Genomic DNA, 22,257 nt, shown 5'->3' with positions numbered 1-22,257 from the left:
GAGCTTGCTCGGCTGCGTGCGACCCGGCCAGCCGGACAAGTTCGGCGCTACGGAAGTCCCTGGGTCCCCGCCTGCGCGGGGATGACGGGGAAGTGGAAAGGCGCTAGAACACCGTCACCAGCGCGATCGCCAGCAGCGTGTAGATCGCGATCGCCAACCAGAAATAGCGCGGCGTCTGGTCGCGTCGCAGGCGCCGCGCGCCAGGCCCGGACCGGACGATGATTTCTCCCACGGCGATGCCATAGGCGACGTAGGCCGCCAACGCGATGCCCGGCGCGACGAACACGCCCTTCACGGCGGTCGCCGGCTGCTGCGCAACAGCAGCAGGCTGCCCAGGGCGGTGCCGGCCAGCGCCGCCGCCAGGCCGACCGCGGCGGCGATGGCCAGTTCCAGCGGCCACAGGTTGTGCGAGGTGGGATCGCGGGCGACATCGACCGCCACCCGCAGCAGCACCGCCACCGGCACCGCCGCCGCGGCGATCAGCCATACCTTCCAGAACCGCGCCGTGCCGAATGCGCGCAGCATCAGCGCCACCACCGCCACCGCGACCAGGCCAGGACCGTACAACGAATCGGGCAGGCCGATCTCGCGGTACGGCAGCCGCCAGTACGGGAAGCCGACGCCGATCAGGGCGATGGCGAAACCGAGGACGAGCCAGAAGGGATGGGCGCGGGTCATCGGCGGGCTCCGGAGGCGGTGAACGCCCGCAGCCTAGCGCATGCTCCGCCGCGGATCTCCCCGTCGCCAGCGGCCGCGCGGTTCAGTCGCCCAGCAGCGCCTGGATCGCCGCCAGCCCGGCGCTGGCGCGTTCCTTCTTGTGCGCCGCGTCGGCGACCGGGTCGGCGCCGTCGCGCTGCAGCTCGGACTGCGGCAGCTCGTCGAGGAAGCGGCTGGGCTTGAGCCGGACCTTCTCGCGGAAGCGCTGGGTCTGGCGACTGTAGCTCAGCCACAGCGCCTGCTTGGCGCGGGTGATGCCGACGTACAGCAGCCGGCGCTCCTCCTCCAGGTTGCCTTCCTCGAGGCTGATCTCGTGCGGCAGCGTGCCGTCCTCGCAGCCGACGATGAACACGTAGCGGAATTCCAGCCCCTTGGCCGCGTGCAGGCTCATCAGCCGCACCTGGTTGCCGCCGTCGTCCTTGTCGTTGCGCGACAGCAGCGCCAGCTGCGCGGCCAGGTCGCCGACGCTGGCCCCGCGCGGGCCGCCGTCGAACCAGTCGGCCAGCTCGTCCAGGTTGGCGCGGCGGCGCTCGAACGAGGCCTGGTCCTTGCACTGCGCGCGCAGTTCGGCCAGCAGGCCGGAGCGCTCGACCAGCCGCAGCAGCAGGTCCTTGGCCGACATCGTCGCGGCGTGGTCGCGCAGATCGCGGACGATGTCGGTGAACGCGCTCAGGCCGTTGGCCGCGCGCGCCGGCAGCTGCTTGAGCACGCTCATCGACTCGGCCGCGCGCGACATCGGCGCGTGCGCCAGCTGCGCCAGTTCGGCCAGCCGGGCCAGCGAGGTTGCGCCGACTTCGCGCTTGGGCGACTGCACCGCGCGCAGGAAGGCGGTGTCGTCGTCGGGGTTGGCGACCAGTCGCAGCCAGGCCAGCGCGTCCTTGACTTCCTGCCGTTCCAGGAACGCGGTGCCGCCGGTCAGGTGGTAGGGGATGCGCAGCAGCTGCAACGCCTTCTCCAGCGGCCGCGACTGGAAATTGCCGCGGAACAGGATGCAGAAGTCGCTCCACGGCGCGTTGCGCGCAGTGTGCAGGAAGGCGATCTCGGCGGCGACCTTCTCGGCCTCGTGCTCGTTGTCGCGGCATTCCCACACGCGGATGCGATCGCCGTCGGGCTGGTCGCTCCACAGCTTCTTCAGGTGCTCGTGCGGGTTGTGCGCGATCAGCGCGTTGGCCGCGCGCAGCACCCGGTTGGAGCAGCGGTAGTTCTGCTCCAGCTTGATGATCTCCAGCTTCGGGTAGTCGCGCGCCATCGCCAGCAGGTTGTCCGGGTTGGCGCCGCGCCAGGCGTAGATGCTCTGGTCGTCGTCGCCCACGCAGGTGAAGTCGCCGCGCTCGCCGGCCAGCTGCTTGAGCAGGCGGTACTGCGCGTCGTTGGTGTCCTGGCATTCGTCGACCAGCAGGTAGCCGATGCGCTCGCGCCAGGCCAGCGCGATGTCCGGGTTCCCTTCCAGGATCTGCACCGGCACCCGGATCAGGTCGTCGAAATCGACCGCGTTGAACGTCGCCAGCCGCGCCTGGTAGCGCTGGTACAGCGCGGCGGCCTCGCGCTCGCGCGTGCTGCGCGCCGCCGCCAGCGCCTGCTCCGGCGACAGCCCGGCGTTCTTGGCGCGCGAGATCAGGTTCCTGGCGTCCTCCACCGCTTCGGGCTTGGCGCCGGCCATCAGGTCCTTGACCTGCGCGGCCGCGTCGTCGGCGTCGAAGATCGAGAAGCCGCGCTTCAGGCCGGCGGCGGCGTGCTCGATCTGCAGGAACTTCAGTCCCAGCGCGTGGAAGGTGCAGATGGTCAGCCCCTCGGCCGCATCGCCGCGGATGCGCTTGCCGACGCGCTCGCGCATCTCCTTGGCCGACTTGTTGGTGAAGGTGATGGCGGCGATGCGCTTGGCCGGCATCCGCCCCGCGGCGATCAGGTGGGCGATCTTCTCGACGATCACCCGGGTCTTGCCGCTGCCGGCGCCGGCCAGCACCAGCAGCGGTCCACGGGTGTGCAGGACGGCGGCGCGTTGGGGGGGGTTGAGGGAATCCATGTAGCGAGGAGCGAGCGGAGAGGAGTGAAGAGTGAGGAAAGCGGGGCGTGGGCGGGCGAAGGGCGGGTATTCTGTCACCCTCGGCGCAGGGACGCCTGCTCCCCGTCGCTTCACCACTCACTCCTCACTCTTCACTCCTCTCCGCTCACTCCTCGCTCCCAAGCTCCACGATGGCCAAGCTCTACTTCTACTACTCGGCGATGAACGCCGGCAAGACCACCACGCTGCTGCAATCGGCGCACAACTACCGCGAGCGCGGGATGCGGGTGGCGATCCTGACGCCGCGGCTGGACGATCGCGCCGGCGCCGGCACGGTGGCCTCGCGGATCGGGCTGCGTGCCGAGGCAACGGCTTTCGAGCGCGACGACGACCTGGAGCGCTGGGTGCGCGAGGACATCGCCGCCCACGGCAAGCTGGATTGCGTGCTGGTCGACGAGGCGCAGTTCCTGACCCGCGCGCAAGTCTGGCAGCTCAGCGAGGTGGTCGACGCGCTGCGCATCCCGGTGCTGTGCTACGGGCTGCGCACGGATTTCCGCGGCGAGCTGTTCGAGGGCAGCCAGTACCTGCTGGCCTGGGCCGACGAGTTCAGCGAGATCAAGACCATCTGCCACAGCGGCAAGAAGGCGACCATGACCGTGCGCGTCAACGAGCAGGGCCACGCGGTGCAGGACGGGCCGCAGGTGGAGATCGGCGGCAACGAGCGCTACGTGTCGGTCAGCCGCGCCGAGTTCAAGAAGATCGCGCGCGGCGAGGGCCGCATCGAGCCGTTGCAGGCGCCGTTGCCGCTGCGTTAGGGCACAGCGCTCGTCATCCCCGCCTGACCAGACCTTCGTCTGTTGGAAACCGCGGGGATGGCGGATGCGCCCCGCATCCGCCTCAACGGCAGGCCGCTTCCAGTTGCCCGGTCTCGCGCGCCAGCGCGCCGCCCTCGGGCAGCGCGGTGCGCAGTTCGGCCGCCAGTTGCTCGAAGGCGCGGCGGCCGCTCTCGCGCTGGCCGTGGCGGCAGCGCAGTTCGGCCGCGTAGGCGCGCGCGCTCCAGCGCAGCTTGGGCGGCTCGCTGCCTTCGCCGGGCAGGCGCGCCAGCGCGTCCAGTTCCTGCAGTGCCTGTTCGACATGGCCGAGCCGCCCGGCCTGCCGCGCCATCGACAGCCGCGCGAACGACGTGCGCGGGTGATCCTCGCCATAGCCGATGCGGGTCAGCCGCAGCGCGCGGTCGAACCAGGCGGTGGCGCCTTCCACCTCGCCGCGCGCGACCATCACCTCGCCGATCAGCCGATCGGTCTCGCCGACCAGCGGATGGCTGGCGCCGTACAGGCGCACGCGCAGCCGCCGCGCCTCCTGCAGCGCGGCCATCGCCTCGTCGTGGCGGCCGGCGCTGTGCAGCACCATGCCGTAGTTGAACAGGCCGCCGGGCAGCTGCTGGGCACTGTCCGGGCCGCGCCAGATGGCGATCGCGGTTTCCAGGCTGGACAGCGCGCGCGCCAGGTCGCCGCGTTCCCAGGCGATGATGCCCAGTGAATTCCAGCTCGCCGCGGTCTCGCGGTGGTCCGCGCCCAGTGCCTGCACGGTCAGCGCGTGCAACTGGCCGAATTCGCGCTCGGCCTGCCGGTAATGGCCCAGGTCGACGTCGATGGCGGCCATCTGCCGGCGGATGCCGAGCGTGACCGGATGCCCGGCGCCGTGGATCCCGGTGGCCAGGTCGTGCGCGCGGCGGTAGGCGGACAGCGCCAGCCCGGTTTCGCCGCGGTTGCGGTGCAGCCCTGCCAGGCTGCGCTCGGCGTCGATGACCAGCGGATGGCGCGGGCTGGCGTGCTTCTGCAGGTAGGCCAGCGCCTGCCCGAATCCCTGGATGGCCGCGTCGGCGCCGCCAAGGTCGCCGCTGAGCGAGGCCATGTCCATCATGTTCTCGGCCACGCCGGCCGGATCCTTCAGCTGCCGCCGCAGCACCAGCGCGCGCTCGTAGTGCTGGCGTGCGCCCTGGCGGTCGCCGGCGGCGCGCCGGCAGCGCCCATCCTGGGCCAGGAACTCGGCCACCTGCTGCGGCAGTTTCATCTGCAGCCGCGAGGCCTGCGCTTCCAGCGGCGCCATCACCTGCAGGCATTGCTGCGACCGCCCCAGCAGGCGCAGCACGCGCCCATGCAGCGCGGTCGATTCCAGCGTCAGCGCCGGCGGTACGTCATCCTGCGCCTGCAGCAGCGCCTGCTGCTGTTGCAGCAGCGCCAGCGCCTGCGGGTAATCGCCCAGGCCCACGCGCAGGCGGGCGATGACGCCGAGCAGCTCGGCGTGCGCCAGCGGCTGCGCGCCCAGTTCCAGCGCGCCGCGGCGCTCGCCCGCCTCCAGCAGCTGGCGCATGTCGAAGCTGTCGCCGCTGCGCGCCAGCCCGGCGTTGTCGAACAGGCCGATCACGAAGTCCTGCATTGCCTGCGCGCGCTCGGCCTCCAGCATCGCCTGCCGGCTCTGCCAGAGGCTGGCGCCCAGCGCGGCGATCAGCACCGCCGCGGCCAGGCTGCCGGCCGCCAGCATCCAGCGGTGCCGCAGCAGGAACTTGCGCATCTGGTAGCCCAGGCTCTGCGGGCGCGCGTGGATCGGCCGGCCTTCGAGATGGCGCTGCATGTCGCGCCAGAACGCCTCGACCGACGGATAGCGATGCTCGGGCGCCTTGGCCAGCGCCTTCAATGCGAGGTTGTCGATGTCGCCGGCCAGCAGGCGCGCCTCGCGGCGGCGATCCGGCGACGGCTTGCGATCCTCGCCGCCGCGCAGCAGCGCCAGCGAGGGCTTCAGCGGCTCGACCGCCAGGATCGCCTCCTCCCACTCGGCGTCGGTCTGCCGGCGCAGCCGGTAGGGCTTGGTGTGCGCCAGCAGTTCGTACAGCACCACGCCCAGCGAGTACACGTCGGTGCGGGTGGACACCGGCTCGCCGCGCACCTGTTCCGGCGCGGCGTAGTGCAGGGTGAAGGCGCGCACCTCGGTGCGCGGGTGCAGCGGCGCCGGTTCCGGGTCGTCGAGCAGCTTGGCGATGCCGAAGTCGAGCAGCCGCACCTCGCCCGCGGGCGTGACCAGGATGTTGGAAGGCTTGAGATCTCGGTGGACGATCAGGTTGGCGTGGGCGTGGCTGACCGCGTCGCAGACCTGGCGGAACAGCGCCAGCCGCGCTTCCAGCGGCAGTTCGCGCGACTTGCAGTAGTCGGTGATCGGCACGCCTTCGACGTATTCCAGCGCCAGGTAGGGCTGACCCAGCGCGCCGATGCCGGCGTCGAGCAGGCGGGCGATGTTGGGATGCTCGAGCCGGGCCAGGATCTCGCGCTCACGGGTGAAGCGCAGGCGCAGGTTGGGGTCGGCCAGCCCCGGGCGCAGCAGCTTCAGCGCGACCCGGCGCTGGTACAGGCCATCGGCGCGGGTGGCCAGCCAGACCAGGCCCATGCCGCCCTCGCCGAGCAGCGATTCCAGCCGGTACGGGCCGACCAGCGTGCCGGCCTGCAGCGCGCCGGCCGGGGCGGAGCGCTCCAGCAGCGGCTCGGCCATGAAGTCCTCGTCCTGATCTTCCAGCGCCAGCAGCTTCTCCAGCTCGTCGGCCAGCGCGGGGTCTTCCGCGCGCAGGATCGAAAGCTGCTGCGCGCGCGCGCGCGCATCGAGTTCCAGCAGCACGTCGAGCAGCGGCGAGAGGCGTTGCCAGCGGGCGGCGTCCATCGGCGTAGCGCGCGGTCAGTCTTCCTGCATCGTCGCCATCAGGAACAGCCGCGCCTTCTGCCAGTCGCGGCGGATGCTGCGCTCCGAGCGCTGCATCAGCTCGGCGATCTCCAGTTCCGACAGGCCGGCGAAGTAGCGCAGCTCCACCACCTTGGCCAGGCGCTCGTCGGCGGCGGCCAGCTTGTCCAGGCCGTCGTTGAGCGCCAGCAGCGTCTCGTCCATGCGGATCGGGCCTTCCACGTCCTCGGGGATGTCGGCCACGCGCTTGAGGTCGCCGCCGCGCTTGCGCGCCAGCCGGCTGCGCGCGTAGTCCACCACCACGCTGCGCATCGACGAGGCGGCGTAGGCGAAGAAGTGCGCGCGATCCTCGAAGCGCGCGTTGGCGCCGCTGCCGATCAGCTTGAGGTAGGACTCGTGCACCAGCGCGGTGGCGTCGAGGGTGTGGCCGTGCTGGCCGGACAGCTGCCGCCGCGCCATCGTGTGCAGCTCCTGGTAGAGCGTGGACAGCACGCGATCGAGCGCGGCGCGATCGCCGTTGCGGGCCGAATCCAGCCACAAGGTGATGTCGGATGCTTCGGACATGCGCTTTCCTGCGCGAAGTGAGGAGACGAATATACCGGCAAACGCGCGCGCCGGCCGCCGCGTTCAGCGCTGGCAGCGGCCGCACCACACGGTGGCGCGCTGGCCGATGCTGGCCTGCCGCAGCGGCCGCCCGCAGGCCGGGCAGGGCTGGCCGCCGCGCCCGTAGGCCGACAGTTCCTGCTCGAAATAGCCCGGCGCCCCGTCCGGGCTGATGAAATCGCGCAGGGTGGTGCCGCCGCGCTCGATCGCATGGGCGAGGATGGCGCGCACCGCCCCGGCCAGCGCCCGGTAGCGACCGCGCGAGACCTGGCCGGCCGCGCGCAGCGGCGAGATGCCGGCGCGGAACAGGCTCTCGGCCGCGTAGATGTTGCCCACCCCGACCACCACCGCCTGGTCCATCAGGAAGGTCTTGACCGGCGCCTTGCGCCCGCGGCTCAGCGCATAGAGGTAGTCGCCGTCGAAGGCGTCGGACAGCGGCTCCGGCCCGAGCTCGCGCAGCAGCGGATGGACCTCGCCCGGCGGCTGCCACAGCAGGCAGCCGAAGCGGCGCGGATCGTTGAAGCGCAGCACGCGCGCGGCCTGCCCGCGCGCCGGCGCCAGGCCGATGTCGACGTGATCGTGCGCGCGCACCGGCGTGTCCTGCGGCAGCACGCGCAGGCTGCCGGACATGCCCAGGTGCAGCAGCGCGCTGCCGGCGCCGGTGTCCAGCAGCAGGTACTTGGCGCGCCGGCGCACGTCCTCGATGCGCTGGCCGGGCAGCAGGCGGGCCACTTCCCCCGGGATCGGCCAGCGCAGGTCCGGCCGGCGCAGCGTCACCGCGCCGATGCGTCGGCCCTGCAGGTGCGGCGCCAGGCCGCGGCGGGTGGTCTCGACTTCGGGCAGTTCGGGCATGGTGGCGTTCCGGGGGCGGGAGGCGCGTTCAAGGCGGCGGGCAGGATGGCGATTGTCGCCGTGAAGGAATGCGCGCGCCTGCCCGCCATGAGCTGCGGGCGGATTGGCTGCGTTCAATGGCGCTGCCGGCGGAAGTGCCGTGTCGGCGATCCCGGCATGCGGCGGAGCGTCGGCGTCGGGAATTCGCGTGAAAGCGCCTGGCTGAATCCCGCCACGGCGGACAGGTGAAGTTTGCCCGCGCCGGCCGCATCATGCCCCGGGGCCGACGCGGCCTGCCTTGCCGGAGCGAATGATGATGAGGGCCTTGCTGGATTCTGCGCGCATGGACGTTCCGGAGCGGGTCGGGCGGATCGCCCGGTCGCCTCGGACTACCGCGGCAGTGCCCGACGCGCGCACTGCGATGCGCATCGCCATCGCCACGCTCCTGCTGGCTTGCACCGTCGGCGCCGCCCAGGCGCAGGTCGAGGCCACCACCGACTACCTGTCGCGCATGGACGGCGACGGCGACGGCAAGGTCAGCCTGGACGAATACCTGGCCTGGATGAGCTACGCCTTCGACGCGCGCGACCGCAACGGCGACGGCACGCTCGCCGGCGACGAACTGCCCGGCGGCCGCGGCAATCCCGTCACCCGGCAGCAGCACCGCGAGCGACTGGCCGCCACCTTCCACAAGCAGGACGCCGACCGCGACGGCTACCTGAGCGCGAGGGAACTGGCGGCGCCGCCGCGCTAGCGTGATGCGCCATGCCGATCCCCGGCAGCGCCAGCGGCTGAGGCCGGCATCGCCTTCTTCGCCGACGCCCTTCCAGAAGTTTGCATGCTCTCCTGCATGCAACATGGTGCTGACCCCGGCGGATGATTTACCGGCGAATGGCCGAACTGCTCCAGCGGCGACAACGGGTCACGTTGCGCACTTACCGCACCGGGTAGCCCCAATAATCCATATCACCCTGGGAATCACGGATAAGGTCAGGGAAGCTTCCACTTTGACAGCGTCCATCCCGGCCGGATGACGCTTGCCATTGGCCAGGATGAATCGCCGGATCCAGCCGACATAGGCCTGCTCGGTACGACGGCTGTAGTGACGCACCCGCAGCGCCGCTCGCACTCGATCCAGCAACCGTGGCGAACGCCCGCCGGTTACACCCTCTACATCGCCTGCGTAACTCATACACCCGCTTCCCCAAGCGACAACGCAAGCACACTGGCAGCCTCCCGGTGCCGTGTCTGTCATCCAACCCATTAATTCGAGGCAGGAATCTTCCGGTTGGATTTCCCTTGCGACTATCCCATACTCCGCGCAACACCCCGTTTATGGGGTTGAATAGGTAGTTAGGCCGCAGTGGGTCAAAGTTCGGGGTGGTTCCTGCCTCGGCAAATCCACCGGCTGTTTGCCGGTCGGCTCCGGCTATCGTTCTTCACTGTCTTCGGTGTCGGCAAGTTCGCGGCTTCGGTCTTGGCGTCATGGTTGCCACGCTCGGTTTGCACTTGGCTTTGGTTACTCCGCGCGTCCGGCTTCATCGGGCAAGCCCCGGCCATACAGCTGTGGCATCATCTGCTTCCGGTACGTTGTTCAAAACAGGCAGCGCCGGCCCGGCTAGTAATCCCTCGGCCCATGCTGCCTAACAATTCGTTCAAGCCGAACAACAATCGCTACGCGATTGTTGTCGGCTTAACTCCGGCGTTAGAACTCAGGGGGAGTTTCGCAATGCTGACCTTCAAGACCCAGTTTCCAATCGCATCATCTACAACGATGGAGGAGCTTCTGGAGTGCTGTCGCACTTGGATCAAGAAGAGCCCTTACACAAAGCTTTCGAACTCCATTCCCGAAGATGCTAGTAATGGGAAGTTTGGAGACGATGAGGAGTCCGCAAACTTCGCAAGCTACATTTCTGAGTCGAACTCCACTGGCGGCGTTCGATACGAGAAAACCGATAATGAGGACGTTCGTTGGGTAACGGACGTAGTGGGACATAAAACTGAAGACGCCTTCTGGGTGAGCATTCAGCTGAACGTGGATTCTGAGCTGCCAGTAGAGCGCCTTGAGCAAGGGAAGCGACCGTATATCGTAAAGCTCCTTATGGAGCGCTTCTCAGGAGGACATGACGGCAGCCTCCCTGTAACCGATCAGCCAACTTATCTCGCGGAGACTGACACAGATCTTGCTGAGCAGATCATCTGTGCCAGCACCGGAAGCGTAATGCCGGTCGTCTATGCAAGCAGAGACTCCAAAGAAGAACTGCTGATTGACCCATCTCGGCTGTCAAAGTGGATATCTGGCATGGCTCACGTGATTGTAGAGCCTAGTCGGAGATTTTCATCTCAGATCATGCGGAAGGTGTACGGCGAGAATGTCTACGGAGGTGCTGTTGCCATCTATTGGCCCGACGGGATCGGAAGGTGGACTTACCTTCCAGGAAAGTGGAGCAACTCTGAAGCATTGCACGCCGCTATTTCTAGAAAAGTAAGAATGTCTCTTCTTTACCAACGTGCTCGACGCGAATGCACGTGGTCGTACCTACAAGAGATGGTCTCTCGGCAGAAGCTTGACGAGCTAAGAGCGTCTGGTTCCGGAAACATCGATGAGTACATCGAACACTTCGATAGAGAGATTGCTGCGAAGGACGAAGAGATCCTTAGATTGGAGGCAGAGATCATTAGAGTTCGATACAGCAAAAGGGGAGAGCGTTCCTCCTCTGACAGCGGGGAAACCTCAATAGTTCTTCAAACGAATGAGACTGATCTTTACCAAGGCGAGCAACTTGGGCTGATTACAGATGCCCTTCAAGTAGCAGCGGAATCATCAGAGCAACACTCACGCAGGCGTCAGGTCTTCGATTCGCTGATCGATAACAATGAGAACCCCGGGGATCGAGAAGAACTATTGGACCGGCTTAAAGAGACTCTGCGGAACTACACATCGCTAACCTCTCCAGTGCGTTCTGAGTTAGAGGATATCGGCTTCGTGATCTATGAAGAAGGCAAGCACTACAAGCTTCTATTTCAAGACGACTCGCGCTATCCGTTCACACTGCCTAAGACGGGAAGCGACTGGCGTGGCGGTCTAAATGCCTTCTCAGACTTGAAGAAGAAGGTCTTCTAGGCCTGAGTTCTAACAATTCATTCAAGCCGATGCCGCTTCGCGGCACGGCTTAATTCTGGCGTTAGGGCGCCATGACACTACAGGGGGGAGCATGACAAAGAACCAAGCGTACGACTTTCCGGAGCATTTCCGAGATTTCGTTTTTATGCCGAAGTTTGAGGAGAACGTTGATGCTTTGGCAGCCCTAGCTGAACCAGAGGACTGGGGTTACAAGTCCACAGCGGCTCAACACTCAAAACCAATCCTCAGGAACTACCTGACATACACCTACCGTCGGGTGGCGGAAGAAAAGAAGATCGCAATAACTCCCGATGAGGAGTGCGCGTGCTTCAACCTTGGGCTGATCACGGCATCTCAAGAGCCCATCTATGCGCTGTTCTCTAAGAACAAGCTCGATAACTTTACGCACTACTGGCATTTCTGGAGATTCTGCAGGCGCGGAGAGTTCGACCTAAACAGATTCTCTTCCCTTCCTGACATGGCGCATTACTACGACAATCCCGCAAGTCTGGTGTATGACGCTCGGAAAGAGTTGCGGGTAAACGTAGAGCACATCATCCAAGACAACATTGACCGGTTTCCTGAGGCCCTTAAGACTATGAATTCCTTTGGGCTTCAAAATCTTGTCAAAGGTGCGATCGATTCCGCGCTTGAACGAGTCCGCCGGAACTACAAGACAGCTATCCCGCAGTACTATCAGGGCAGCGTGCAGCTGCTGCTTCCACTCACTTTGCTTGACCCAGCAAAGGCCGATCTAGCACTTGTGGCGGAAAGATTCGGTGACTTCTACCGCGCGGCAACCTGTCTCACGTTAGACATGGCGTACAACAATGCTAGGCAAGTCGCTCGGCCAGACCGTGACTGGCTGGCGCCCTAACAATTCATTCAAGCCGACGCCGCTTCGCGGCGCGGCTTAACTCAGCAACTGTCTTCCGACTGACGGTCAGCCAGGCATCGCGACCTCCTGCACCAGCTCATCGCGACGTCGTGCATTGATGATGGTCAACAGCTTGCGCATGCAGGCGACCAACGCGACCTTAGCCAGTTTGCCGCGTGCGCGAAGTTGCTTGTAGTGCGCCTTCATCGTTTCGTCCCAGCGCACCGCCGACAGGGTGGCCATGTACAGGGCCACACGGACGGGTGATCGTCCGCCGCGGATCCGGCGTGCGCCGCTACTCTGGCCGCTGTCGCGGTTCATGGGTGCCACGCCGACCAGGCGTGCGATCTGGCGGCGGGTTAGGGCGCCCAGCTCCGGCAGCAGTGCCAGGCTGGTGGCCTGGAAGATCGGTCCCAGCCCTTTGCATGATCCCAGTGCAGGCGTTGCGTGCGTATCGAGCAGGCTCTTTATCTGCCGACCGATGGCCATGAGCTCACGGCGCAGGGCCGCGATGATCCTGGCCGCCAGCGACCGGACCGATGCCGGGCACATCGCCATCTGCTGCCGGTGCGCCTGCAGCGCCGTGACCACCTGGCCGCGGCGGCGCAGCCAGTCCCGGAGCTCGCGCTGCCAGGGCAGCGGGGCGCGGTAACGCTGAAACCGGTCGGCGAACATGCGGGCCATCAGGCACAGCAGCCGGGCATCGATGGCATCGGTCTTGGCCACATCGCCGGCCGCACGGGCGAAGTTGCGCGCTTGGCGGGGATTGACCCGCGCCACCCACAGGCCGGCATCGCAGCAGGCTTCCAGCAGCGGCTCTTCGTAGCCGCCGGTCGCTTCGACCACGATCCGGGCCGCCACCTGCGCCAACTGTCGAACCAGCTTGCGGATGCCGGCCGCGCTGTTGGCCACCCGCATCACCCGCGGTCGTCCTTCGATGGCCACGTCCAAGGAGGCCTTGCCCACGTCGATGCCTACTGCCGTCATGCCCGTTCTCCGATAGAGTTGGCCGGTCGAGAGCATCGCGCCCACGGCCCACGCTTATCAGTTCGAGGGAGACCTCGGTCAACTGTCCGGGCGCAGGGCGCGAGAACCGGCATGCGGCCCCTGCTGAGTTACGGTGCTGCTACACCGAGGCGTTATCGGGCGCGCATGCCGGGCTCTCGGCGCCTAAGCTAGGGGAAAGACAAGACATAAGGCGTTAGGTGCCACCGGAGACTTCAGAAGTGCTTGGATTCCACATCATCATGCCTGCACTCCTGATCTCATTGGTGGTCGGTTGCTCGGTCAAAACGCACAACCGAGCTCCACCTACCGATGACACCTCGGCACAACGGCGGCATGAAGACATCCGAGTCTTCCGCGAGAACTTCCTGGCAATGGATCGCGCATTCACACCCGCAACGATCGCGGCCGCGGAACAAAGGTTGTCAAGGCTGGAGAACATGTCTGCATCGATACGGCCGTCGGAGTTCGCGGTGGAACTTTGCCGCATCGCTGCACTTGCGGACAACGCTCATACACAGTGCTTACCCAACTGGCTCGGCCGCGATATTTGCCAAGGGGTAGCGGCATTGGGTGTAAACCAGCCGCCCTGGTGCCAGTTGAAGGAACCGGATTCGGAAATTCCGGACTTCTCGACCATACCGATTTCGTTGTATCCCTTCGGCGAGGAGTTCCATGTCGTCGGTGCAGAGGAGAGAAATTCGGATCTCTTGGGCGCCCGTCTCGTTGCCGTTGAAGGCCATTCAATCGAGCGCATCCGTCCAACACTCCGTGCCTTCTCAGGCGGTACGCCCGCCCATCGCGACGAAAGAGCGGCTCAAGTACTGGTCAGTCCGGAACAATTGTACGTCGTTGGTCTAAGTTCGAGTGAAGACTCGGTGCGATATACGTTCCTCACTCCGGATGGACGTCGGATTGAGCGAATACTCATCCTGCCGAAACCTTCCACGAAGTCCGCGGCATGGCGCTCTATTCCCGATGGAGCATCGGCCGGATGGGCGTTCCAGGCGCCAGACGAACCTTTCCGTTACCGCGATGCACCGGAAATCGACAGCATCGTCGTGCAACTCCGCCAGCACTTGGACGGACACGACCAGAGCATCACCGATTTCCTCGATATAGCAGAGCGCCAAAGGGTCTTGCTCGGTCGCAAGAATGTTGTGCTGGACATGCGGTTCAATCGGGGAGGCAATTTCCTACTCACACGCGATTTCATCAATCGCTGGCCCAAACGCGTGCCGGGACGCTTCTGGGTGCTGACCAGCCGCAGCACTTTCTCCGCTGCGATCGCCACGATCGCGTACCTGAAGCAGGCAGCTCCAGATCGCGTGACACTCATCGGCGAGCCGGTCGGCGACCGATTGATGTTCTTCTCAGATGGCCTGCCCATTCAGCTGCCACATTCCGGGTTATTCTTTCTGCCCTCAACCGTACGCATGGACTACCGTGACGGTTGCAGGAAGTACGACGATTGTTCAGAGGCTGTTGCGCAACCGGGTCGCCCAACCGCAACTTCTGCCTTGCCATTCCTGGGGGAGCTGGAACGCTTGCCGCTTTCCATCTCGACGTTAGAGCCGGATATTCCTGTGCCCTGGACAATAGACTCGTGGCTGACGGGCGAGGACCCAATGATGGAAGCCGTGATAACGCTGGTCGAGCAAGATGCCCAGTGACGCATGAGGCATCGCGTTGATGCCCAACAAGTCGTTCAAGCCGATACCGCTTCGCGGTTCGGCTTAACTCCGGCGTTAGGTGTGCTATGAAACAGCTACTTGCAATTTCAGTTTTCTTTACAGCTTTTTCAGTCAATGCAGCGGAACCTCAAGATGAGAAGTGCGCCTACGATCAAGAGGCACTTCTGTCTCTTGACGAGGCAGCTTTTGACCAAGACTTGCCTAATGGCGGCTGGCGCAAGATTGGAAACATCTCGGGGTGTGAGGCTGCCGCCGCAGAGCTAATTTCTGCCTATCGGGAAAGGCATCCAAACTCTTCATCAACAGTAGCTTGGCATCAAGGTCAGATGCTGGCGTCTGCGGGAATGAATAAGCAGGCCATTCCTATACTTGAGAGTTCCAAGAAAGACCCGACACAAGACATTGCGGGATGGAACCACTACGTTGATGCCACTATTGCCTTCTTGTCTGGCGACAAAGAAAAGCTTGAAAAGGCACGTGATCGGTTAGCGGCTGTGCCCTATGACGCTGCACCAGGCATGCCGCCACTCGTGGATGGGCATGTTGAGTTTACAACCCAACCAGACCAACCACCCGTCAGAATGCGCTGGCCACCAAACATCGATGTGGTGGATGGCTTGGTCAAATGCTTCGGTAAGTCATACGGCGAAGCATATGGGCCATCTTGTCGCCCCGATGGATCATGAGGCGCACAGGTCTAACAATTCATTCAATCCGACGCCGCTCCGCGGCGCGGCTTGATTCAGCCAAGGCAAAGAAATTGGGTACCGCAAGAGATATCTGAAGTGATCAAAACCACCGCCAGCTATACGGTCGAACACTCGGTACCCAGCGTCCAAACCTACCTGTATCTCCGCGAAGCTTGTGGCCTTAGCCCCAAGACCCCCGTCGCAGCAGAGCGAGGGTTGTCGAATACGTTGTTTGGCGTACAGGTGTTCTTCCAGGGAGAGCCGGTCGGAATGGGGCGCATCATGGGCGACGGAGGCTGCTTCTATCAGGTCGTTGATATCGCAGTGCTGCCTGCGCATCAGGGTCATGGACTTGGCAAGAAAATCATGGCGGCGATCGCCGGCTATATCGAGCATGAAGTACCTGAATCCGGCTATGTGAGCCTTCTCGCGGATGGTCAGGCGTATCAGCTTTACCAGCAGTTTGGTTTCGTTCTCACAGCTCCGGCAAGTGTCGGCATGGCTCTCAGGAAAAGTACGGCAGGCGGGATGTAGCGATTCCCTATAGCCACCGGTGGCCTCGACCACGATGCGGGCAGCATCGCGGTAACCGGCGTGCGGCCCTGCTGGACCACGGTGCTGCGCACGCCGGGATCATGGCAATTGCGGTAGGCGAAGAACCTCAGCGAGTTGGCAATGACCATAAGAGCAACGTCACGCAGCAAATTTTTCCTTTACATGGCCTTTGGGTTCCTGGCCATCGCCGTCATTGGATTCTCGACGACCTTTTTCATTCCCCTGGCACGCGGGACTTTCAGGGCGCCACCCATAATCCACATACATGGCGCGCTGCTCTTTGCCTGGCTGCTTTTCTTCATCCTGCAAGCCTCGCTGATTCATAAGCGCCGCATCCTCACTCACAGGCAACTCGGTCTCATGGGCGCCGCACTGTGCGTGGCCATCGTCGTTTCTGGTGTCCTTGTAGGGCTCTATGCGACTCGCAGGGATCTCGCCGCAGGTGGCGACGATCTTGTGCTTGGCCAGTTTGTCAACATCCTGATCGAGATGGTTCTGTTCGGGTCATTGGTTGCGGCGGCAATTGCCTTCCGCCGTGACGGTGAGAGCCACAAGCGGCTACTTCTTCTCGCCACCATCTCCGCACTTGCCCCCGCATGGCTCAGGTTCCGCCATCTGTTTCCTGCGGTTCCAAATCCGTTCGTTACCTTCTCACTCCTGGCCGACTCCCTGCTGCTGCTTGCCATTGCCCGTGACTGGCTTGCAATCAAGCGGGTTCATCCGGTTTATCTTTGGGCCGGCGGCGCTATGGTGGTGGTGCACGTCATTGAACTGCTGGCGATCCGCAGCACCCCTTGGCTGCGCTTGTCGCGCTGGTTGCTTGGCGAACCCGCGGGGTGAATTGACGCCACAAGCGCAACGTCCGGCGCAGTGCTGCGCGTCGCTGGATTGGAGTCTTGCAGCCGTGTCCACGGGAAAAGAAACGCCGGCCACGAGGGCCGGCGTCGGGGTGCCGGCACGCGGGCCGGCAGGGGGAGGAACGGCTTACTGGGTGATGTCCACGTCCTTGGTCTCGCGCAGGAACAGCGAGCCGATCACGAAAGTCATCAGCGCGATCACGATCGGGTACCACAGGCCGTAGTAGATGTTGCCGGTGGCCGCGACCAGGGCGAAGGCGATGGTTGGCAGGAAGCCGCCGAACCAGCCGTTGCCGATGTGGTACGGCAGCGACATCGAGGTGTAGCGGATGCGGGTCGGGAACAGTTCGACCAGCCAGGCCGCGATCGGGCCGTACACCATCGTCACGTAGATCACCAGGATGGTCAGGATGAACACCACCATCGGCTTGTTGATGCGTGCCGGGTCGGCCTTCTCCGGATAGCCCGCCGAAGTCAGCGCCGGCTTCAGCGCGCCGTTGAACGCATCGCCCTGGGCCTTGGCCTCGTCCGCCGCCAGCCCGGTGCCCTCGTAGCTGGAGATCTCGGTGCCGCCGACGTGGATGACCGCCACCGTGCCGGCCGGCGCCTTCTCCACGGTGTACGGCACGCCGGCCTTGGCCAGCGCGGCGGTGGCGATGTCGCAGGAACTGGTGAACTTGGTCTTGCCGACCGGATCGAACTGGAAGTTGCAGGTGTCCTCGTCGGCGGTCACCACCACCGGCGAGGTGGCGCTGGCCTCGGCGACGGCCGGATTGGCGTAGTGGGTCAGCGCCTTGAACAGCGGGAAGTAGGTCAGCGCGGCGAGCAGGCAGCCGGCCATGATGATCTTCTTGCGGCCGATCTTGTCCGACAGCCAGCCGAAGAAGATGAAGAACGGCGTGCCGATGGCCAGCGCGGCGGCGATCATCAGCCAGGTGGTCGTGCTGTCCACCTTCAGCGACTGCGACAGGAAGTACATCGCGTAGAACTGGCCCGCGTACCACACCACCGCCTGGCCGGCGGTCGCGCCCAGCAGCGCCAGCAGCACGATCTTGCCGTTCTTGGAGAAGAAGCTCTCGGTGATCGGCGCCTTGGAGGTCTTGCCCTCGGCCTTCATCTGCTGGAACAGCGGCGACTCGTGCAGCTGCATGCGGATCCACACCGAGATGCCCAGCAGCACGATCGACAGCAGGAACGGGATGCGCCAGCCCCAGGCGTTGAACGCTTCGATGCCCAGGCCCTCGCGCACGCCCAGGATCACCAGCAGCGACAGGAACAGGCCGATGGTGGCGGTGGTCTGGATGAAGCTGGTGTACAGGCCGCGCTTGCCGTTGGGCGCGTGCTCGGCCACGTAGGTCGCCGCGCCGCCGTACTCGCCGCCCAGCGCCAGGCCCTGCAGCAGGCGCAGGACGATCAGGATGATCGGCGCGGTGATGCCTATCGACTCGTAGTTGGGCAGCACGCCGACCAGGAAGGTCGAGATGCCCATGATGACGATGGTGACCAGGAAGGTGTACTTGCGCCCGATCATGTCGCCGATGCGGCCGAACACGATCGCGCCGAACGGACGCACCGCGAAGCCGGCGGCGAAGGCCAGCAGGGCGAAGATGAAGCCGGTGGTCTCGTTGACGCCGCTGAAGAACTGCGCGGCGATGATCGCCGCCAGCGAACCGTACAGGTAGAAGTCGTACCACTCGAAGACGGTGCCCAGGCTGGAGGCGAAGATGACCTTCTTGTGGCCCTTCGTCAGTGCGCCCGGCGGGGTGTTGGCTGCAATGGTGGACATGGGTGCTTCCCTTTAGAAAGTGTATTTGACGTGCGTGTGCAGTCGCTTGAGATCGCCCTCGCGCTCGTCTTCCAGGAAGCGCTGGCCGAAGATCAGTTCCGCGCCGACATCCAGTTTCGGGAATGGCGAATAGATCACGTTGGCGTGGAAGGAATGCGAACGCTCGGTCACGCCGAAGCCGGTGAGGGCCTTGTCGTTGTCGAAGTGCGCGGCGGAATACATCAGGTTGGTGCGGACCTTGGGGCTGAAGGCATGGCGCCAGGCGACGAAGGCGCCGTAGCCGTCCAGCGCGTGGAGGTCGCCGCCGGCGTCGGCGACCACGTCGCTGCCCAGCCCGAAGGCGAGGTAGCGGCCGATGCCGCTGCCGGCGTTGACGGCGTAGCGGATGTCGTCGTTGGCGCCGAGGTTGAACCGGCCCGAGACGCTGACCGCCGCGCCGCTCTCGGTCTGGCCGGCGGCCTTGAACTGGCGCAGCAGGCCGGCGACGCTGAAGTGGCCCCAGCTGCCCTTGCCGGTCCAGCGCGCGGTGACGTCGGGCAGCACGTTGTCGCCGGAGTTGGCCAGGCGCGCGCCGGTCTGGTAGGCGGTGATGGTGGTCTGCGGGTTCTCCAGCGACACCGACCACGGCCCGCTGCTGTAGCGCAGCTGCGCCTGCCGCACGAACACCGTGCCGTCGGTGGGGCCGACGAAATCGACCGCGTCCGGCAGCGCCGCCACGTCCATGAAGTTGGACCAGGTCTGGCCGGCCAGCCAGTTGTTCCAGCTCACGTAGGCCTGGCGCAGGGTGACCGCGTAGGTGTTGGTCGCGGTCTCGTTGCCGGCCAGCGCGTTGCTGCCGCCGCCGAAGAAGTCGGCCTCGATGAAGCCCTTGAACTTGTCGCCGTTGCCGGTGACGTGATCGGCGCTGAACCAGAAGCGCGAGAACTGCGCGTGGAAGTCGGTATAGGCATCGCCGCCATCGGCGCTGGCGCCGCCGACCGGGATGGTGCTGGGCACGTAGAACAGCCGGCCGGAGGAACCGTCGGCGATGCGGCCGTCGCTGGTGTCGGTGACCATCGCGTCCATCTTGACGAAGCCGCCATAGGAGAACGTGCTGCCCGGATTGGCCGCGGTCAGGATGGTGGTGGACTGGATCGGCTGCTTGCCGGCCGGCAGCGCCGCCGGCTGCGCGCTGCTGACCTCGCTGATCCGGCTCTGCGCCTCGGCGATCTGGCCCTGCTGTTGCTGCTGCGCCGACAGCAGCTGCTGCACCTGCCGCTCCAGATCCGCCACCCGCGCCTCCAGTGCCTGCTCGCGTGCGGTCTGCGCGAAGGCCAGGCCCGGCGCGATCAATGCGACGAACAACGCGGCGGCCAAGGGCCGTCGCGACATTGCTGCGAAACGTGTGCTCATAACCCTCTCCCGGTGATCACGGACCGCGCCCAGGGAGCGCGGTTGCCGGCAGACTTGCGCGTCCGCTCCGCATTCGCCTATTCGCCATTAGTCGAAACACGCGCCGAAAGCCGGCATGGCGGCGCCGGATCAGCCGCTTGCAGGGGCTTTCGGAAGGAGGAGCGGGAGGGGTTTTACGACCAAGGTCTAAGTGCCTTGCTGCGATGCCGCAAGCATGGATGCGGCAAACTGCGGGCAGGACGGCTTCCGGCGGCGATGTGCATGCGCGCCGGCGGCCGTCAGAATCGCATCTTCGCAAACGCAAGCTCCGGGAGGGCTCCCCCATGACCGATCTGTATCCGGTGAAGCCGGAATTCGCCGCCAAGGCACGCATCCGCCGCGAGGACTACCTGCGCGACTACCAGGCGTCGATCGACGATCCGCAGGCCTTCTGGGGCCAGGCCGCGCGCCGGCTGCAGTGGTTCAAGGAGCCGACCCAGGTCAAGGACGTCAGCTACGATCTCGACGACTTCCGCATCCGCTGGTTCGCCGACGGCGAGCTCAACGCCAGCGTCAACTGCCTGGATCGCCAGCTGGCCGAGCGCGGCGACAAGATCGCGCTGCTGTTCGAGCCGGACAGCCCCGACGGCGAGAGCCACGGCGTCACCTACCGCGAGCTGTACGAGCGCACCTGCAGGCTGGCCAACGCGCTGCGCAGCCTGGGCGTGCGCAAGGGCGATCGGGTCACCCTGTACCTGCCGATGATCCCCGACGCGGCGGTGGCCATGCTGGCCTGCGCGCGCATCGGCGCGATCCACTCGGTGGTGTTCGGCGGCTTCGCGGCCAACTCCATCGCCGACCGCGTCGCCGACTGCGGCAGCAAGCTGATCATCACCGCCGACGAGGGCCTGCGCGGCGGCCGCAAGGTGCCGCTGAAGGCCAACGTCGACGCCGCGCTCAAGCTGCCGGGCACGCAGACGGTGGAGACGGTGCTGGTCGTGCGCCATACCGGCGGCGCGGTGGACATGCAGATGCCGCGCGACCGCTGGTTCGACGCGGTGGTCGACGAGCAGCCGGCCGAATGCGAGCCCGAGCGCATGAACGCCGAGGATCCGCTGTTCATCCTCTACACCTCCGGATCCACCGGCAAGCCCAAGGGCGTGCTGCACACCACCGGCGGCTACCTGCTGTTCGCCGCCTACACGCACGAGGCGGTGTTCGACCTGCGCGAGGACGACATCTACTGGTGCACCGCCGACGTCGGCTGGGTCACCGGCCACAGCTACATCGTCTACGGCCCGCTGGCCAACGGCGCCACCTCGGTGATGTTCGAGGGCGTGCCCAACTACCCGAGCGTGTCGCGCTTCTGGGAGGTCATCGACAAGCACAAGGTCACCATCTTCTACACCGCCCCGACCGCCATCCGCGCGCTGATGCGCGAGGGCGAGGAACCGGTGAAGAGGACCTCGCGCGCCTCGCTGCGCCTGCTCGGCAGCGTCGGCGAGCCGATCAACCCGGAGGCCTGGCGCTGGTACTACGACGTGGTCGGCGACGGCCGCTGCCCGGTGGTGGACACCTGGTGGCAGACCGAGACCGGCGGCATCCTGATCTCGCCGCTGCCCGGGGCCACCGACCTCAAGCCCGGCTCGGCGACGCTGCCGTTCTTCGGCGTGCGCCCGGCGCTGGTCGATCCGGAAGGCAAGACGCTCGAGGGCGCGGCGGAGGGCAACCTGGTCCTGCTCGATTCCTGGCCGGGGCAGATGCGCAGCGTCTACGGCGACCACCAGCGTTTCATCGACACCTATTTCCGCACCTATCCCGGCACCTACTTCACCGGCGACGGCTGCCGCCGCGACGAGGACGGCTACTACTGGATCACCGGCCGCGTGGACGACGTGATCAACGTCTCCGGCCACCGCATCGGCACCGCCGAGGTGGAGAGCGCGCTGGTCTCGCACCCCAAGGTGGCCGAGGCCGCGGTGGTCGGCTTCCCGCACGACATCAAGGGCCAGGGCATCTACGCCTACGTCACCCTGGTGGCCGGCGAGGTGCAGAGCGAGGAGCTGCTGAAGGAACTGGTGCTGTGGGTGCGCAAGGAGATCGGCCCGATCGCCGCGCCGGATCACCTGCAGTGGGCGCCGGGCCTGCCCAAGACCCGCTCGGGCAAGATCATGCGGCGCATCCTGCGCAAGATCGCCGAGAACGCGCCGGACCAGCTCGGCGACACCTCCACCCTGGCCGACCCCTCGGTGGTCGATTCGCTGGTGGCCGAGCGCAAGGTAAAGTGAGGCAAGGGCGAGGAGCAGGAGTGAGCGGAGAGGGGTGAGGAGTGAGCAACGGCAATGGCGCCGTGTGATTCACCCTCTTTTCTCCTTGTTGCAGGGGGGTGACTGGCCTACCCTCCTGCTTCCGCTCACTTC

Annotated in this window: 18 protein-coding genes and 1 pseudogene; 9 read left to right on the top strand and 10 right to left on the bottom strand. The window is 65.6% G+C overall.

Annotated elements, in window-relative coordinates; translation table 11 throughout:
• Positions 1 to 103: 103 nt before the first annotated feature.
• The 3 genes from AAG688_RS16700 to AAG688_RS16690 all read right to left on the bottom strand — a co-directional run bounded on the left by AAG688_RS16700 (position 104) and on the right by AAG688_RS16690 (position 2,740).
• Complete coding sequence (locus tag AAG688_RS16700) at positions 104 to 295, bottom strand: hypothetical protein (RefSeq protein ID WP_411833315.1); 192 nt, start codon at positions 293 to 295, stop codon at positions 104 to 106.
• Complete coding sequence (locus tag AAG688_RS16695) at positions 292 to 678, bottom strand: hypothetical protein (RefSeq protein ID WP_411833314.1); 387 nt, start codon at positions 676 to 678, stop codon at positions 292 to 294. The genes AAG688_RS16700 and AAG688_RS16695 overlap by 4 nt, the downstream gene beginning before the upstream one ends.
• 82 nt (positions 679 to 760) lie before the next feature.
• Positions 761 to 2,740: a UvrD-helicase domain-containing protein gene (locus tag AAG688_RS16690; RefSeq protein WP_411833313.1), complete on the bottom strand. Its 1,980-nt coding sequence runs from the start codon at positions 2,738 to 2,740 to the stop codon at positions 761 to 763.
• A gap of 170 nt (positions 2,741 to 2,910) precedes the next feature.
• On the opposite strand from AAG688_RS16690, the gene AAG688_RS16685 reads away from it, so the two are divergent.
• Positions 2,911 to 3,534, top strand: coding sequence for a thymidine kinase (locus AAG688_RS16685; RefSeq protein WP_411833312.1), 624 nt, complete (start codon positions 2,911 to 2,913; stop codon positions 3,532 to 3,534).
• An 82-nt stretch (positions 3,535 to 3,616) separates the two neighbouring features.
• Here AAG688_RS16685 and AAG688_RS16680 read toward each other — a convergent pair whose 3' ends face one another.
• The 3 genes from AAG688_RS16680 to mutM all read right to left on the bottom strand — a co-directional run bounded on the left by AAG688_RS16680 (position 3,617) and on the right by mutM (position 7,900).
• Positions 3,617 to 6,427 carry a protein kinase domain-containing protein gene (locus tag AAG688_RS16680; RefSeq protein ID WP_411833311.1) on the bottom strand — a complete coding sequence of 937 codons (2,811 nt, stop codon included), beginning with the start codon at positions 6,425 to 6,427 and terminating at the stop codon, positions 3,617 to 3,619.
• Positions 6,428 to 6,442: 15 nt separating this feature from the next.
• Complete coding sequence (locus AAG688_RS16675; protein WP_411833310.1) at positions 6,443 to 7,009, bottom strand: ECF-type sigma factor; 567 nt, start codon at positions 7,007 to 7,009, stop codon at positions 6,443 to 6,445.
• A 63-nt stretch (positions 7,010 to 7,072) separates the two neighbouring features.
• Positions 7,073 to 7,900, bottom strand: coding sequence for a bifunctional DNA-formamidopyrimidine glycosylase/DNA-(apurinic or apyrimidinic site) lyase (gene mutM / locus AAG688_RS16670; RefSeq protein WP_411833309.1), 828 nt, complete (start codon positions 7,898 to 7,900; stop codon positions 7,073 to 7,075).
• Between the two features lie 400 nt (positions 7,901 to 8,300).
• On the opposite strand from mutM, the gene AAG688_RS16665 reads away from it, so the two are divergent.
• Complete coding sequence (locus AAG688_RS16665) at positions 8,301 to 8,633, top strand: hypothetical protein (RefSeq protein ID WP_411835038.1); 333 nt, start codon at positions 8,301 to 8,303, stop codon at positions 8,631 to 8,633.
• Positions 8,634 to 8,867: 234 nt separating this feature from the next.
• Here AAG688_RS16665 and AAG688_RS16660 read toward each other — a convergent pair.
• A pseudogene (locus AAG688_RS16660) lies at positions 8,868 to 9,071 on the bottom strand (phage integrase N-terminal SAM-like domain-containing protein); the annotation flags it as partial.
• A 537-nt stretch (positions 9,072 to 9,608) separates the two neighbouring features.
• On the opposite strand from AAG688_RS16660, the gene AAG688_RS16655 reads away from it, so the two are divergent.
• Both AAG688_RS16655 and AAG688_RS16650 read left to right on the top strand, forming a co-directional pair.
• On the top strand, positions 9,609 to 11,003 hold the full coding sequence (locus AAG688_RS16655) for a hypothetical protein (protein WP_411833308.1): 1,395 nt from the start codon (positions 9,609 to 9,611) through the stop codon (positions 11,001 to 11,003).
• Between the two features lie 91 nt (positions 11,004 to 11,094).
• The gene (locus AAG688_RS16650; protein ID WP_411833307.1) at positions 11,095 to 11,880 is read left to right on the top strand and encodes a DUF3825 domain-containing protein; all 786 of its coding nucleotides are present in this window, start codon (positions 11,095 to 11,097) and stop codon (positions 11,878 to 11,880) included.
• A gap of 66 nt (positions 11,881 to 11,946) precedes the next feature.
• On the opposite strand, the gene AAG688_RS16645 is transcribed toward AAG688_RS16650, so the two are convergent.
• Positions 11,947 to 12,867 (bottom strand): IS110 family transposase, encoded by a 921-nt coding sequence (locus AAG688_RS16645; protein ID WP_411833306.1) that lies wholly within the window; start codon positions 12,865 to 12,867, stop codon positions 11,947 to 11,949.
• A 260-nt stretch (positions 12,868 to 13,127) separates the two neighbouring features.
• On the opposite strand from AAG688_RS16645, the gene AAG688_RS16640 reads away from it, so the two are divergent.
• The 4 genes from AAG688_RS16640 to AAG688_RS16625 all read left to right on the top strand — a co-directional run bounded on the left by AAG688_RS16640 (position 13,128) and on the right by AAG688_RS16625 (position 16,663).
• A complete protein-coding gene (locus tag AAG688_RS16640) occupies positions 13,128 to 14,558 on the top strand; it encodes a hypothetical protein (RefSeq protein WP_411833305.1) in 1,431 nt (476 codons plus the stop codon).
• Between the two features lie 86 nt (positions 14,559 to 14,644).
• Positions 14,645 to 15,265 (top strand): hypothetical protein, encoded by a 621-nt coding sequence (locus AAG688_RS16635; protein WP_411833304.1) that lies wholly within the window; start codon positions 14,645 to 14,647, stop codon positions 15,263 to 15,265.
• Positions 15,266 to 15,364: 99 nt separating this feature from the next.
• Positions 15,365 to 15,802, top strand: coding sequence for a GNAT family N-acetyltransferase (locus AAG688_RS16630; RefSeq protein WP_411833303.1), 438 nt, complete (start codon positions 15,365 to 15,367; stop codon positions 15,800 to 15,802).
• A 141-nt stretch (positions 15,803 to 15,943) separates the two neighbouring features.
• A complete protein-coding gene (locus AAG688_RS16625) occupies positions 15,944 to 16,663 on the top strand; it encodes a hypothetical protein (protein ID WP_411833302.1) in 720 nt (239 codons plus the stop codon).
• A 144-nt stretch (positions 16,664 to 16,807) separates the two neighbouring features.
• Here the strand turns inward: AAG688_RS16625 and AAG688_RS16620 are convergent, their stop codons facing one another.
• Both AAG688_RS16620 and AAG688_RS16615 read right to left on the bottom strand, forming a co-directional pair.
• The gene (locus AAG688_RS16620; RefSeq protein WP_411833301.1) at positions 16,808 to 18,466 is read right to left on the bottom strand and encodes an MFS transporter; all 1,659 of its coding nucleotides are present in this window, start codon (positions 18,464 to 18,466) and stop codon (positions 16,808 to 16,810) included.
• A gap of 12 nt (positions 18,467 to 18,478) precedes the next feature.
• Positions 18,479 to 19,858 (bottom strand): DcaP family trimeric outer membrane transporter, encoded by a 1,380-nt coding sequence (locus AAG688_RS16615; RefSeq protein ID WP_411833300.1) that lies wholly within the window; start codon positions 19,856 to 19,858, stop codon positions 18,479 to 18,481.
• 323 nt (positions 19,859 to 20,181) lie between these two features.
• Here AAG688_RS16615 and acs point away from each other — a divergent pair, with 323 nt between their 5' ends.
• Positions 20,182 to 22,125 (top strand): acetate--CoA ligase, encoded by a 1,944-nt coding sequence (gene acs / locus AAG688_RS16610; RefSeq protein WP_411833299.1) that lies wholly within the window; start codon positions 20,182 to 20,184, stop codon positions 22,123 to 22,125.
• The last annotated feature ends 132 nt before the right edge of the window (positions 22,126 to 22,257 follow it).

The sequence above is a fragment of the Pseudoxanthomonas mexicana genome, assembly GCF_046736355.1.
Classification (GTDB): domain Bacteria; phylum Pseudomonadota; class Gammaproteobacteria; order Xanthomonadales; family Xanthomonadaceae; genus Pseudoxanthomonas_A; species Pseudoxanthomonas_A mexicana_B.
This window is presented reverse-complemented; position numbering and strand designations above follow the sequence as displayed.

Coding starts and splice junctions, on each gene's coding strand:
- AAG688_RS16695 (WP_411833314.1), bottom strand. CDS start 678: ATGACCCGCGCCCATCCCTTCTGGCTCGTCCTCGGTTTCGCCATCGCC.
- AAG688_RS16690 (WP_411833313.1), bottom strand. CDS start 2,740: ATGGATTCCCTCAACCCCCCCCAACGCGCCGCCGTCCTGCACACCCGT.
- AAG688_RS16685 (WP_411833312.1), top strand. CDS start 2,911: ATGGCCAAGCTCTACTTCTACTACTCGGCGATGAACGCCGGCAAGACC.
- AAG688_RS16680 (WP_411833311.1), bottom strand. CDS start 6,427: ATGGACGCCGCCCGCTGGCAACGCCTCTCGCCGCTGCTCGACGTGCTG.
- AAG688_RS16675 (WP_411833310.1), bottom strand. CDS start 7,009: ATGTCCGAAGCATCCGACATCACCTTGTGGCTGGATTCGGCCCGCAAC.
- mutM (WP_411833309.1), bottom strand. CDS start 7,900: ATGCCCGAACTGCCCGAAGTCGAGACCACCCGCCGCGGCCTGGCGCCG.
- AAG688_RS16665 (WP_411835038.1), top strand. CDS start 8,301: ATGCGCATCGCCATCGCCACGCTCCTGCTGGCTTGCACCGTCGGCGCC.
- AAG688_RS16655 (WP_411833308.1), top strand. CDS start 9,609: ATGCTGACCTTCAAGACCCAGTTTCCAATCGCATCATCTACAACGATG.
- AAG688_RS16650 (WP_411833307.1), top strand. CDS start 11,095: ATGACAAAGAACCAAGCGTACGACTTTCCGGAGCATTTCCGAGATTTC.
- AAG688_RS16645 (WP_411833306.1), bottom strand. CDS start 12,867: ATGACGGCAGTAGGCATCGACGTGGGCAAGGCCTCCTTGGACGTGGCC.
- AAG688_RS16640 (WP_411833305.1), top strand. CDS start 13,128: ATGCCTGCACTCCTGATCTCATTGGTGGTCGGTTGCTCGGTCAAAACG.
- AAG688_RS16635 (WP_411833304.1), top strand. CDS start 14,645: ATGAAACAGCTACTTGCAATTTCAGTTTTCTTTACAGCTTTTTCAGTC.
- AAG688_RS16625 (WP_411833302.1), top strand. CDS start 15,944: ATGACCATAAGAGCAACGTCACGCAGCAAATTTTTCCTTTACATGGCC.
- AAG688_RS16620 (WP_411833301.1), bottom strand. CDS start 18,466: ATGTCCACCATTGCAGCCAACACCCCGCCGGGCGCACTGACGAAGGGC.
- AAG688_RS16615 (WP_411833300.1), bottom strand. CDS start 19,858: ATGAGCACACGTTTCGCAGCAATGTCGCGACGGCCCTTGGCCGCCGCG.
- acs (WP_411833299.1), top strand. CDS start 20,182: ATGACCGATCTGTATCCGGTGAAGCCGGAATTCGCCGCCAAGGCACGC.